General features: G+C 63.8%; 12 protein-coding genes. 5 read left to right on the top strand and 7 right to left on the bottom strand.

All coding sequences use genetic code 11. The features are described from left to right. Nucleotides 1–359: 359 nt before the first annotated feature. Nucleotides 360–1,397: a phosphatidylglycerol lysyltransferase domain-containing protein gene (locus O7A60_RS25530; protein ID WP_337108537.1), complete on the top strand. Its 1,038-nt coding sequence runs from the start codon at nucleotides 360–362 to the stop codon at nucleotides 1,395–1,397. A gap of 51 nt (nucleotides 1,398–1,448) precedes the next feature. Here the strand turns inward: O7A60_RS25530 and O7A60_RS25525 are convergent, their stop codons facing one another. Further along, on the bottom strand, nucleotides 1,449–2,210 hold the full coding sequence (locus O7A60_RS25525; protein ID WP_337108602.1) for an ABC transporter permease: 762 nt from the start codon (nucleotides 2,208–2,210) through the stop codon (nucleotides 1,449–1,451). A gap of 14 nt (nucleotides 2,211–2,224) precedes the next feature. After that, nucleotides 2,225–3,151, bottom strand: a complete 927-nt coding sequence (locus O7A60_RS25520; protein WP_140715732.1) for an ABC transporter ATP-binding protein — start codon at nucleotides 3,149–3,151, stop codon at nucleotides 2,225–2,227. A 320-nt stretch (nucleotides 3,152–3,471) separates the two neighbouring features. On the opposite strand from O7A60_RS25520, the gene O7A60_RS25515 reads away from it, so the two are divergent. Together O7A60_RS25515 and O7A60_RS25510 are read left to right on the top strand one after the other, a co-directional pair. After that, on the top strand, nucleotides 3,472–4,833 hold the full coding sequence (locus O7A60_RS25515; protein WP_337108536.1) for a cytochrome ubiquinol oxidase subunit I: 1,362 nt from the start codon (nucleotides 3,472–3,474) through the stop codon (nucleotides 4,831–4,833). 4 nt (nucleotides 4,834–4,837) lie between these two features. Further along, complete coding sequence (locus O7A60_RS25510) at nucleotides 4,838–5,842, top strand: cytochrome d ubiquinol oxidase subunit II (RefSeq protein WP_337108535.1); 1,005 nt, start codon at nucleotides 4,838–4,840, stop codon at nucleotides 5,840–5,842. A gap of 235 nt (nucleotides 5,843–6,077) precedes the next feature. On the opposite strand, the gene msrA is transcribed toward O7A60_RS25510, so the two are convergent. From msrA to O7A60_RS25485, 5 genes are all read right to left on the bottom strand, one after another. Further along, nucleotides 6,078–6,803, bottom strand: coding sequence for a peptide-methionine (S)-S-oxide reductase MsrA (msrA, locus tag O7A60_RS25505; protein WP_337108534.1), 726 nt, complete (start codon nucleotides 6,801–6,803; stop codon nucleotides 6,078–6,080). A gap of 245 nt (nucleotides 6,804–7,048) precedes the next feature. Continuing rightward, on the bottom strand, nucleotides 7,049–7,318 hold the full coding sequence (locus tag O7A60_RS25500; protein WP_337108533.1) for a hypothetical protein: 270 nt from the start codon (nucleotides 7,316–7,318) through the stop codon (nucleotides 7,049–7,051). 129 nt (nucleotides 7,319–7,447) lie between these two features. Further along, entirely contained in the window at nucleotides 7,448–8,152 is a 705-nt protein-coding gene (locus tag O7A60_RS25495; RefSeq protein ID WP_337108532.1) for a DUF1223 domain-containing protein, read from the bottom strand. Between the two features lie 156 nt (nucleotides 8,153–8,308). Beyond that, complete coding sequence (locus O7A60_RS25490) at nucleotides 8,309–8,680, bottom strand: endonuclease domain-containing protein (protein WP_337108531.1); 372 nt, start codon at nucleotides 8,678–8,680, stop codon at nucleotides 8,309–8,311. Between the two features lie 255 nt (nucleotides 8,681–8,935). After that, on the bottom strand, nucleotides 8,936–10,018 hold the full coding sequence (locus tag O7A60_RS25485; protein ID WP_337108530.1) for a TadE/TadG family type IV pilus assembly protein: 1,083 nt from the start codon (nucleotides 10,016–10,018) through the stop codon (nucleotides 8,936–8,938). Nucleotides 10,019–10,225: 207 nt separating this feature from the next. Between O7A60_RS25485 and lepA the strand changes: the two genes are divergently transcribed. Further along, the gene (gene lepA / locus O7A60_RS25480; RefSeq protein WP_337108529.1) at nucleotides 10,226–12,031 is read left to right on the top strand and encodes a translation elongation factor 4; all 1,806 of its coding nucleotides are present in this window, start codon (nucleotides 10,226–10,228) and stop codon (nucleotides 12,029–12,031) included. Between the two features lie 432 nt (nucleotides 12,032–12,463). Further along, nucleotides 12,464–12,976: a hypothetical protein gene (locus tag O7A60_RS25475; RefSeq protein ID WP_337108528.1), complete on the top strand. Its 513-nt coding sequence runs from the start codon at nucleotides 12,464–12,466 to the stop codon at nucleotides 12,974–12,976. Nucleotides 12,977–13,107 lie beyond the last annotated feature (131 nt).

Raw genomic sequence — 13,107 nt, 5'->3', positions numbered from 1 at the left:
ACGGCAACTCGATGCCGATCTTCGAAGGCCCCGCGCCGAGGCGCGATCTCGCTCCGGAGCATTCCACCGCCCGGTGGAAACAGCCGGTCGCGGCACCGCGGCCAAAACAACGACATGGAGCGGATTACCCGCTTCTGTCCGAATACATCCAGCCCTATATGGCATATCGGCGGCATCGGCGATAATCAGGTCGCGGCAAAGTGATTGATTCGAGGTCCGGGGGCTGGGGATCTCGTCACAGACGTGGGCATTCGAAACCGGCAACCGATTTCGACTACCCGCGAGAAATCAAGACGCCGTGGCGCGTCTTGCGTGTCGACCGGCACGTCGCGCCACAAACGGCACGCGGAATCTCGACCATGCCCTCCTTGCGGATCTATTTCGACAACATCCTCGAGGGGGCCTCGCCCAAGGTCGAACGCCGAGCGCTGACACATGTCGAGCGGCTGGCGCTGGTGCGCCGCCATGGCGACTTCTCGCTCGCCTATTCCACCGCCGTGCAGCACAAGCTTTCCTATTTTGGCGACGCCGACGGCTACATCGCCTTCGGCACCAAGATGAAGCATCATTTCGCGCTCGGCGATCCGGTGGCGGCGCCGGCGCAGCGGCCCGATTATATCAGACGCTTCGTCGAGAGTGCCGACGGGCCATGGTTCGTGCAGATCGGCGAACAGACCGCCCAGGTCCTTGCCGGCCTCGGCTACAAGATCAACCGGCTGGGCATCGATACCCGCCTGCCGCTGCCCGACCATGATTTCTCCGGCAAGCGAAACGAGACGGTGCGCTATTCCGAGCGCTGGCTGCTGAAGAAAGGCTTTTCGTTCGAGGAGGACAAGCGCACGATCAACCTCGACGAGATCTCCCGGCTCTCCCAGAATTGGCGCGGCGACCGCATCGTCAAGCGATGGGAGATGGGTTTCCTCAACCGTCCGTTTTACGATCAGCTCGGCAGCGACATGCGCCGTTTCGTGCTGCACGGTCCCGATGGCGACCTGGTCGCCCTGCTCGACTTCGATCCGATGTTCGCCGGCGGCAAGGTGATCGGCTACACCACTGCCTTCAAGCGCAAGCATATCGATGCCTCCCCGCATGCCGAGATCGCCCTGACCAAATTCGCCGTCGACCGGTTTCGCGAGGAGGGTATCTCGGTGGTGACGCTCGGCCTGTCGCCGCTCGTCGATGTGGGTCCCAGCGGATTTGCCGAAAGTGAATTCTGGCGCAACACCTTCCAGCGCGCCTACGATTCGCCCTGGGTCAACCGCCGCAGGTTCAACCTGCAGGGCCAGGCGGCATTCAAGCGCCGCTTCCACGGCGCCGAGGAGCCGGTCTACATCGCCTTTCGCGAGGGGACCTACATCGAGATGCTGGGGTTGCTGCGGCTGGTCAAGGCGATTTGAGATCTGCCCTTTCTCGCCCCGCGCGGCGGGGAGCAACCAAGTCCCAGCCGATCAGTTCCGCAGCCGGTAGCCGGTCCGGAAGATCCAGGCGACGATCGCGATGCAGACGGCCAGGAACACCAGCGTCATGCCGAGGCTGATGCCGACCGAGACGTCGGCCTTGCCGTAGAAACTCCAGCGGAAACCGCTGATCAGGTAGACCGCCGGGTTGAACAGCGTGATCGTCTTCCAGATGCCGGGCAGCATGTGGATCGAATAGAAGCTGCCGCCGAGGAAGGTCAGCGGGGTGACGATCAGCAGCGGCACCAGCTGCAGCTGCTCGAAGCTTTTCGCCCAGATGCCGATGATGAAGCCGAACAGGCTGAAGGTCACCGCCGTCAGGATCAGGAAGGCGAGCATCCAGAACGGATGTTCGATGTGCAGCGGCACGAACAGCGAGGCCGTGGCCAGGATGATCAGGCCGAGGATGATCGACTTGGTGGCCGCGCCGCCGACATAGGCGATGACGATCTCCAGATAGGAGACCGGCGCCGACAGAAGCTCGTAGATGGAGCCGACGAATTTCGGGAAATAGATGGCGAAGGAGGCATTGGAGATCGACTGCGTCAAGAGCGACAGCATGATCAGTCCCGGCACGATGAAGGCGCCGTAGCTGATGCCGTCTATCTCGGTGATGCGCGAGCCGATGGCCGAGCCGAAGACGACGAAATAGAGCGATGTCGAGATGACCGGCGAGATGATGCTCTGCAGCACGGTGCGGAACGCACGCGCCATCTCGACCCGATAGATTGCCCACACCGCACGTAGATTCATGGCCGCGCGCGGGTTCATGGCTCTTGCCTCAGGAGATTGACGAAGATCTCTTCGAGCGAACTGTTCTTGGTGTCGAGATCGCGGAATTGAATGCCGGCCGCCTCGAGATCGCGGATCAGCGAGGCGACGCCCGGCCGGTCGCTCTGGTTGTCATAGGTATAGGTGAGCTGGTTGCCGTCCGGCGACAGTTCGAGCGCGTAATTCGAGAGGCCCTCGGGCACGCTGCCGAGCGGCGCGCGCAGCTCCAGCCTCATCTCCTTGCGGCCGAGCTTGAGCATCAGTTCGGCCTTGTCTTCGACCAGGATGATCTCGCCGCGGTTGATGACGCCGACGCGGTCGGCCATGGCCTCGGCTTCCTCGATATAGTGCGTGGTGAGGATGATGGTGACGCCATCCTCGCGCAGCCGGCGCACCATCGCCCACATGTCCTGGCGCAGTTCGACGTCGACGCCGGCGGTCGGCTCGTCGAGGAACAGGACGCGCGGCTCGTGCGACAGCGCCTTGGCGATCATCAGCCGCCGCTTCATGCCGCCCGAGAGCGTAATCGCCTTGGCGTCCTTCTTGTCCCACAGCGACAGATCGCGCAGCACCTTCTCGACAAAGGCCGGATTGGCCGGCCTGCCGAACAGGCCGCGGCTGTAATTGACGGTTGCCCAGACGCTCTCGAAGGCGTCGATGGTGAGTTCCTGCGGCACCAGCCCGATCAGGCTGCGCGCGGCGCGGTAGTCCTTGTTGATGTCGTGGCCGTCGACGGTGACGGTGCCCGACGAGCGGTTGACGATGCCGCAGACGATCGAGATCAGCGTCGTCTTGCCGGCCCCGTTGGGACCGAGCAGCGCGAAGATCTCGCCGCGCGCTATGTCGAGGCTGACTTCCTTGAGCGCGGTGAAGCCGGTGGCGTAGGTCTTGGAGACCCCGGAAATGGAAAGAATGGAGGGCATGGCTGAAAACGGCTGCTTGAAAGAGGTGTCTTGATATAGGCCTGTTGTCGCCCAGTGCAACCGCAAGTCAATGCCCTGCTGCCAGTTCTCGACATTGAAGCCGGGGGCCGGTTGGAAATGGGTGGCTTCTATTCGGTAAAATTGTCCTGTGGCGTTCAGCCTCGCGGCGGGACGCCGCTTTGACCTGACCCGGCTTCGGGCCTATCCTTCGCCAGTATTGGAGCAATTCCAGGAAAAGTGTGAAGCGGTTTTCCCGGGAAAAACGCATAACGCTTTCCCTAGGGAATTGCGTCAAAATAAATAAGCAGCCGGAGCCCGCCATGGACCCGCTTATTCTCTCGCGCATGCAGTTCGGCGCGAATATCTCGTTCCATATCCTGTTTCCGACGATCACCATTGCCCTTGGCTGGGTGCTGCTGTTCTTCAAGCTGCGCTACAACGCGACCAATGATTCCGCCTGGATGCGCGCCTATTTCACCTGGGTGAAGGTGTTCGCGCTGTCCTTTGCCATGGGCGTGGTTTCGGGCGTGACCATGAGCTTCCAGTTCGGCACCAACTGGCCGGGCTACATGCAGCATGTCGGCAACATCGCCGGACCGCTGCTCGCCTACGAAATCCTCACCGCCTTCTTCCTTGAAGCGGCCTTCCTCGGCATCATGCTGTTCGGCTTCCGCCGCGTTTCCAACCGCGTCCACACGCTGGCGACGGTGCTGGTCGCCGGCGGCACCACGCTATCGGCCTTCTGGATCATCGCGCTCAATTCCTGGATGCAGACCCCGGCCGGTTTCGAAATGCGCGACGGCGTCGCGCACGCCGTCGACTGGTGGGCCATCGTCTTCAACCCGTCCATGCCCTACCGGCTGGTGCACATGCTGCTCGCCTCGGGGCTGACGGTGTCGTTCCTGATCGCTGGCCTGTCGGCGCTGCGCTACCTCAAGGGCGACCGTTCGGAATCGATGTGGAAGGCGCTGCGCACCGGCGTCTTCACCGCCGCCATCCTGATCCCGATCCAGATCCTGGCCGGCGACCAGCACGGGCTGAACACGCTGGAGCACCAGCCGCAGAAGATCGCCGCCATGGAGGCCAACTGGAACACCGGCCCCAACGTGCCGCTGGTGCTGTTCGCGCTGCCCGACGAGGCGGCCAGGGAAAACAGGTTCGAGGTCGCGATTCCCGACGGCGCCAGCCTTATCCTGCGGCACAGCATCGACGGTGTCGTGCCGGGGCTGAACGATTTTCCGGGCAACCACCCGCCGGTCTTTCCGCTCTTCTGGAGTTTCCGCATCATGGTCGGCACCGGGCTCTTGATGCTCGCCGTCTCGTGGTCGGCCGCCTTCTTCCTCAAGCGCCGGCATTCGCTGCCCAAACCGCTCGCGCTGCTGATGGTGCCGATGGCGCTGTCGGGCTGGCTGGCGACACTGGCCGGCTGGTACACGACCGAGATCGGCCGCCAGCCCTGGCTGGTGACCGGCGTGCTGAAGACCGCCGATGCCGTCGGTCCGGTGGCCGGCAGCCATGTCGCGCTGACGCTCGCCGTCTATCTTCTCCTCTACGTGCTTTTGCTGATCGCCTATCTCGGCGTGCTGGTGCACCTGGCGCTGAAGGCGGCCAAGGATGGCGACACCTCACCGCTGCCGGGCGTGATGAGGACGGCCATGTCGCAACCGGCGGCGGGGGAGTGAAAAGATGAGCTACGACTGGCCAACCCTGCTCCCCCTCATCTTCGCCGGCCTGATGGGCCTTGCCATTCTGATCTACGTCATTCTCGACGGCTTCGACCTCGGCATCGGCATGCTGTTCGCCGCCGCCGAAGACACCGAGCAGGATACGATGATCGCGGCGATCGGCCCGTTCTGGGACGCCAACGAGACCTGGCTGGTGCTGGCCGTCGGCCTGCTGCTGGTCGCCTTTCCGCTGGCGCATGGCGTCATCCTCACCGCGCTCTACATTCCGGTCTTCGTGCTGCTGGTCGGACTGATCCTGCGCGGCGTCGCCTTCGATTTCCGCGCCAAGGTGCCGGCCGGCCGCAAGCACCGCTGGAACCGTATCTTCTTCCTGGGCTCGCTCACCGCCTCGCTGGCGCAGGGCTACATGCTGGGCGTCTATGTGCTCGGCCTCGATGTCGGGCCGGGCGGCATGGCGTTCGGCGTGCTGGTGGCGTTCTGTCTTGCTGCAGCTTATGCAGCGATGGGCGCTGCCTGGGTGATCTACAAGACCGAGGGCGAGTTGCAGAAGAAGGCGGTGCTCTGGCTGCGCACGGCGCTGGTGCTGACCGCGCTCGGCATGGCCGCCGTGTCGCTGGCGACACCCTTCGCCAGCCCGCGCATCTTCGCCAAATGGTTCGACTGGCCGCAGATGCTCTATTTGTCGCCGCTGCCGATCCTGTCGGCGCTGCTGTTTCTCTGGCTGTGGCGGCAGACCTTCCACCTGCCGCGGCCCGGCGACCGCCATGCGCTGACGCCGTTCCTGACGCTCGCCGCCATCTTCGCGCTCGGCTTTGCCGGCCTTGCCTGGTCGTTCTATCCCTATGTGGTGCCCGATCGCCTGACCATCTGGCAGGCGGCGTCGGCGACCGAAAGCCTGGCCATCATCCTGGCCGGCACCGTGGTGGTGCTGCCGGTGATCATCTTCTATTCGTTCTACGCCTACCGCGTGTTCGGCGGCAAGGCGACGGATCTGACCTATGATTGAGGGTGGGTAGAGCGGTTGATTTCGAGGTCACGGCGAGGCGCCCCCCTCTGGCCTGCCGGCCATCTCCCCCTCAAGGGGGGAGATCGGATGTCATGATTGCTTTCGCCAATTTCCGACGTCGCAAAGGCGCGGGGTCGACGCTGCCAATCTCCCCCCTTGAGGGGGAGATGTCCGGCAGGACAGAGGGGGGCGCTGCCCCGCCGGCCTATCGCGCTCTCGCGCCCCGCCGAGAACCTCAATTGCTCGCCGACAGCACCAGCACCGGCTTTTCGCTGTACAGCGACGGGAACAGCGTCTTCAAATTCGCCACCTTGGGCAAGTCGTTGTAGACGATGTAGGGGTAGGTCGGGTTCAGCGTCAGGAAATCCTGGTGGTAGTTTTCGGCCGGGTAGAAGGTCTTGCCGGTCTCCAGCGTGGTGACGATGGGTTCGGAAAACACCTTGGCCTTGTCGAGCTGGGCGATATAGCTCTGCGCGATCTTCTTCTGGGCGTCGTTTTCGGCAAAGATCGTCGAGCGGTACTGCGTGCCCGAGTCCGGACCCTGGTAGTTGAGCTGGGTCGGATTGTGGGCGACCGAGAAATAGACCTGCAGCAGCTGGCCATAGGTCACCTTGGACGGATCGTAGGTGATCTCGACGGATTCGGCGTGGCCGGTGCGGCCGGTGCCGACCGTCTCGTAGACGGCGTCGTCCTTGGCGCCGCCGGTGTAGCCCGAGACCGCCTTGCTGACGCCCTTGACGTGCTGGAACACGCCCTGCACGCCCCAGAAGCAGCCGCCGGCGAAGATGGCCTTTTCGCTGCCTGGAGCCGCCTTTTCGTCGATTGCCGGCGGCGGGATTTTCACCGCGTCCTCGGCGGAGATGGCGGGCGTCAGCCAGAAGCCGGCGCCCGCGACGGCAAGGGCGAGTGCGGCGAGCCCGCCGCGGACAAAGCCGGTCGAACGATTGTTGATATTGGTCATGGTTGCACTCCTCATGGCTTCCCCTGGGATCAGTCCATTGGGGATCAGTCTATTGGATCAGCTGCCGTGGCGCGATGCGCGAGTTGCGGCGGAGGCTCACATTCGCGTGCGGTCCGGACTTTTGCCTTGACGTCATTCCCGACGCATAACCGCTTCAAGATTTCCGGGATTGCTCCGGCAACTGTCCCCGGCTGGACAGGGAGCCCGCCAGGGACAGAAGGCCAGGCACCAATCTCAATTGGCTATCAATTGGCCGTGGCATCCGTTGCCGGCTTCATCGCATCGGTCGCCGGTTTCATCGCGTCCGTCGCGGGCTTCATGGCATCGGCGGCGGGCTTCATGGCGTTGGTGGCCATCGGGTCGGCCGGCTTCATGGCGTCCGCGGCAGGCGCCATGGCGTTGGGCTTCATCGCATTGATGGCGTCATCGGCGCGCGCGATGCCGCCGGCAAACAGCGCCGTCGAGCAGAGAGCAAGAGCGAGCGCCGGCAGCGTCAGGCGGGAGAAATTGGTCATGATAGGCTTCCTTGTGGGGTTGGTGGCGCGCCCTTTCTGGGCGGCCGGGCTGTTGCGTCGCTGCCCGTGCGGCGGCGCAAATCTCTGCTTGGCAAATTCCTGCTCGGCAAATCTCTACTTGGACGTGATCTAGTTGGCGGCGGCGGCCAGGATCGGCCCGCCGCCGGGCGACTGCACCAGCACGGCGGTGCTGAGGCCGCCAGACGCTGCCGGCAGACCGAACGCCTTGGCCTCGCCGGTCCAGCTGCCGAGTTTTGTCAGCGCGTGCACGACATTGGCGTGCGGCAAGGTGCGGCCGGTGTTTTCGCCGCGCGCCACCGGCACCTCGACGACACCCTTGGTGTAGCGCACCAGCCAGACATCGGCGTGTCCGCCTGGTGCTGAGCCGGCGCCGATCGCGACCTTGCCGCCCTCGAGCGACAGCGAGGGACCGCCGGTTTTGCCGGTGGCGGCGATCAGATGTTCGATCTGGCCGGGCGCGGCGCCGACGACGTCGGCATGGCCGTTGACCACCACTTGCGGCGTGAACGGCCCGTCATGGCCGAGCGGGCGCTCGTAGGAAACCTGGCGCTGGGTGAACTCCTGCTTTCCGAACGTGTCCTTCCAGCCGAGATAGTCCCAATAGGTGACGTTGAAGGACAGCGCCAGCACGCCTGGCCGGTCCTTGACCTTGATGAGGTTTGCATTGGCCGGCGGGCAGGACGAGCAGCCCTGGCTGGTGAACAGCTCGACCACGGTGAGCGGCTGGGCGGCTGCCGCGCCGAGCGAGGCGGCGAGCGCCAGCGCGGCGAGGCCGGACAGTGCGAGAAACCTGCTGGATATGACTGGCGACATCGGCTTCCTCCGTGGGACGGCGCCACGATGCGCCCGTCATGTCCCCACTTCGCCGCCACCACGAGCTTCGTTACAGCGCTCACCGCTTTGTGATTGAAGAACGCCAGCGCTTTTTCCTTCTCCCCTTGTGGGAGAAGGAAGAAGCGTCGCCGCTAGCTACCGCCAGGGCTGCAGACTGGTATCCCGCACATAGGCGAGGATCGTGTCGCAGACGGCGTTCATATCTCTCAGGACGTCGTCATTCCAGAAGCGCAGGATGCGAAAGCCCCTCGCCTTCAGGTCGGCGTCACGGCTGCGGTCCGAATCCGAATCCGCGTGCTGGCTCCCGTCTATCTCGATGATCAGGCTGGCTTCGATGCAAACGAAATCCGCGATGTATTTTCCAAATGGCGGTTGGCGCCGGAATTTTATCCCGTCGAGCCTGCGGTCGCGCAATTCTTGCCAGAGCCTGTCTTCAGCCTCCGTCATGGCACGGCGAAGCGAACGAGCAAAATTGCGTTTGGCGGAGAGGACGGGTTGATGCGGCATGACGTGAGGTTAGTCGAACGCCGCGGTCCGTCTACAGCCCCGGTGGCAAAAGGCACGCATTTCCTTCTGGGCCGAAGGGCGGGCGAGGCGCGTCTTCCTTCCCCCCCTTGTGGGGGAAGGTGGATCGGCGCGACAGCGCCGAGACGGATGAGGGGTGTTCCAGCGGAGTGAGACGCTGGCGTTCCCTGGAACACCCCTCATCCGTCGCCTTCGGCGACACCTTCTCCCACAAGGGGAGAAGGAAAAGCGTCCACGTCACTGCGTCAGCGCCGTGTCCGAGGGCCGCTTGTTGAAGTCGCATTTGCCGGTGACGTTGTAGAAGAAGTCGGCGTTGCCGACAAGCGCCGGGACCGGGTTGCCGCCGTCTTCCCAGGCCTGATAGGCTGTCGAGCCGCAAGGCACGAGGCCGAAGATATCGACGACCTGGCCGGTCGCGGTCTCATTATAGGTGACAGTGCCGGTCTGTGGATCCTTGATCCCGCTGTAGAGCCGGTTGGAGGTGGCCGGATCATTCGTCTTGAGGTATTGCGGGTTCCCTGATGGCACATACATCTGCAAACTGAGGCCACCCATCTGGCTGACATCGATGGACGCGCCGGTGCCATTGGCGGGATACATCGTGTCGACACAGTAAAATTTCGTCAGAAACTTGTCGGTCTGGATCACCGCACCGGCGGGCGGGTTGGAGCCGGCGAGCTTGCAGACCTGCGTCTGGGCCACCGTGCTGACAGTCTTGCCGGTTGAATCAGTCGTAAGGATGCTGGTGGTGGTGGTGCCATAGCCCTTCGGGTCCCCAGTACCGCCATAGACGTAAGCGATCGTCATCAGCGGCTTGGCCAGCGTCGCGCCGAATTGCGTGCCGTAGAGCGTCATCGTCTTGTTCCAGTAACCCGACACCCCGGTGACCTTGAAGTCCGCCTTGACCAGCGCCGGCGGCTTGCTGACCGCCGAGGCCACGGCGATCGGTACGGTGTCAATCCTGGCGATGGTCATGAAGACGGTCGGCATGGCGAAACTTGCCGTGGCCCGCGCGGTGGTGGCGGTGGTGGCGGTGCCGCCCACGAAGTTGGTCAGCGTCGCGGTGCCTTGTCCGCCGTTGGCGATGAAGGAATCCTGCAGCATCGTCTGGCGCTGCGAAAGCGTCGCCGTGGTGTCCATAGTGGTGATCGTCAGGATCGCGGCATCCAGCGCCTGCTGCTGGTTGGACTTGGTCTGGACCGCGCTTGTATAGTCGACCGAGAAGCCGACGGCCGCGATCAGCGGCATCAGCATCACCAGGAAGAGCGGCATCATCGACCCGCTGCGGGAGCGGGCAAAGCCGCGCAAAACCCTGAACATTTCGACCCCCAACAGCCATTAGCGTTCGTGCATTTACCACACAGCCGGCAAACCAAGGTCTAATGTGATCGATCAAAGTTTACGCATTCTTGGCCCGCGGGCTGGTTTTCCCGGTTTTTTGGCCGATGTCACCGCTTTGTGACCCGCAAGGCAGCCCTTGCGCCGCAAGCCTTGCCGCCGATTGCCGCCCCTGCTAAAGCGCGCGGCATGAGCACGCCCCTCGACCACATCCGCAATTTTTCCATCGTCGCCCATATCGACCATGGCAAATCCACGCTTGCCGACCGCCTGATCCAGTCCACCGGCGGGCTGGAGCTGCGCGACATGAAGGAGCAGGTGCTGGACTCGATGGACATCGAGCGCGAGCGCGGCATCACCATCAAGGCGCAGACGGTGCGGCTGAAATACCGCGCCAACAATGGCGAGGACTATGTCCTCAACCTGATCGACACGCCCGGCCATGTCGACTTCGCCTATGAAGTGTCGCGGTCGCTCGCCGCCTGCGAGGGCTCGCTGCTGGTCGTCGACGCCTCCCAGGGCGTCGAGGCGCAGACGCTGGCCAATGTCTACCAGGCGATCGACAACAACCACGAGATCGTCGTGGTGCTGAACAAGGTCGACCTGCCGGCCGCCGAGCCCGAGCGCATCCGCGAGCAGGTCGAGGAGGTGATCGGCATCGACGCCTCGGGCGCCGTGCTGATCTCGGCCAAGACAGGCCTCGGCATTCCCGACGTGCTCGAGGCCATCGTCCACCAATTGCCGCCGCCGCGCGAGGGCGATGCCACGGCCCCGCTCAAAGCGATGCTGGTCGACAGCTGGTACGACGCTTATCTCGGCGTCATCGTGCTGGTGCGCATCATCGACGGCGTGCTGAAGAAGGGCCAGACCATCCGCATGATGGGCACGGGCGCCAAATACCTGGTCGAGCGCACCGGCGTGTTCACGCCCGCCCGCATCAATGTCGAGGAGCTCGGCCCCGGCGAGTTCGGCTTCTTCACCGGCTCGATCAAGGAAGTGGCCGATACCCGCGTCGGCGACACCATCACCGAGGACAAGCGCCAGACCGCGCACGCCCTGCCCGGCTTCAAGCCGGCGCAGCCGGTGGTGTTCTGCGGCCTGTTCCCGGTCGACGCCGCCGATTTCGAGGATTTGCGCGCCGCCGTCGGCAAGTTGCGCCTCAACGACGCCAGCTTCTCCTATGAAATGGAAACCAGCGCGGCGCTCGGCTTCGGCTATCGCTGCGGCTTCCTTGGCCTGTTGCATCTGGAAATCATCCAGGAGCGGCTGGAGCGCGAGTTCAACCTCGACCTGATCGCCACCGCGCCATCAGTCGTCTACCGGCTGCTCCTCAATGACGGCTCGGTGAAGGAACTGCACAACCCGGCCGACATGCCCGACGTGGTGAAAATCTCGGCCATCGAGGAACCGTGGATCCGCGCCACCATATTGACGCCCGACGACTATCTCGGCGGCATATTGAAACTCTGCCAGGACCGGCGCGGCATCCAGGCCGACCTCTCCTATGTCGGCAAACGCGCCATGCTGACCTACGACCTGCCGCTCAACGAAGTCGTCTTCGATTTCTACGACCGGCTGAAGTCGATCTCAAAAGGCTACGCCTCCTTCGACTACCACCTGACCGACTACCGCGAGGGCGACCTGGTGAAGATGTCGATCCTGGTGAATGAGGAGCCGGTCGACGCGCTGTCGATGCTGGTGCACCGCACGGCGGCCGAAAAGCGCGGCCGGCAGATGTGCGAGAAGCTGAAGGAGCTGATCCCGCACCACCTCTTCAAGATCCCGATCCAGGCCGCGATCGGCGGCAAGGTCATCGCCCGGGAAACCATCTCGGCGCTGCGCAAGGACGTGACGGCGAAATGCTACGGCGGCGACGTGAGCCGCAAGCGCAAGCTGCTGGACAAGCAGAAAGAGGGCAAGAAGCGGATGCGGCAATTTGGGAAGGTGGATATCCCGCAGGAGGCGTTTATCCAGGCGCTGAAAATGGGCGATTGAGAAGATCGGCCTTGGCGCGCATAGCCCCAAGACGTCGATCCAGTGGATCGATGGCAGGCTTCGAAACCGGGGGAGCTGCCGGAGGCAGCGGGCGCCCGCCAGCGCGGCGCTGACGCTGCGCGGTGGGGATTGTCCCTATCTGAGAGGCGATATTCGGGCTCAGCATCGGAGTAGTAATCTACATGTTGCCTCATGCTGCTGCCGCGGCGATCCTGAAACCTCCGCCTTGTGCATCTTCCGCCCTCGTGGAATCTGCGACAGCAAATTCAGCAATGCTTTCTAGGTAATCGCACCGTTTGTCGGCGTGGCACGTTACCATCGTGCAAGCGGTCTGGGACCATTCGCATCACGCCGCCGGGCGGGCTAGGGCTAAGGGCACCCTTTGAGAACGTCCTTTGCCGGCGTATCCTCCTCCTAACTTGGGGGCATCAAATGCGCACCACTCCAGACACCACCGCCTCCATCGGCCTCGCCATCGGCGGCATCTTCGGCCTTGTCGGCACTTTCGTGGCGAGCGATGCGTTGCGCGAGACGCTGTGGGCGATCGATGGCGTGGCGCTGGTGGTGGCGGCCGCACTTCTGACGATGAAGTACCAGCGCCTCGGCAATGATTGCGTCGCTGCGGGCTTCCTGACCTTTCTTGCGGGCGAGAGCCTGCTTCTGGCCGGCAATGCGGCGGGCTTGCCTGCCAGCGTGCCTTCCTATGTCGGCGGCATCTCGCTTTGGGCGGCGGCGCTGATCATGGTCAGCGTGCCGAACACTTTCGCGCTGTGGATGCGGCTGACCGCGTTCATCGCCGCCGTGCTGTTCCTGGGGTCGGTGGGCATGGTGCTGTGGGGCGCGCCCTTGCTGCCGACCTCGGCGCCGCTGCCGGCGGCAGGCTATCCCTTCCTGGTGGCGACCTTCGCCGGGTGGATCTGGACGCTGCTGAGGCCTGAACGGTGAGGGCGGAGGGGCGCGACGCCTCTTCCTTCCCCCCTTGTGAGGGAAGGTGGATCGGCGCGTAGCGCCGAGACGGATGAGCGACTATCTGAGGTGTCAAGTTGCATTTGCGAACTCGCTTCGCGCATCGCGTG

Origin of the sequence: Mesorhizobium salmacidum (SeqCode), from assembly GCF_037179605.1 — a bacterium.
Taxonomy (GTDB): Bacteria; Pseudomonadota; Alphaproteobacteria; order Rhizobiales; family Rhizobiaceae; genus Mesorhizobium; species Mesorhizobium salmacidum.
The sequence above is the reverse complement of the archived record's forward strand: the minus strand, read 5'-3'. Positions and strand labels throughout refer to the sequence as shown.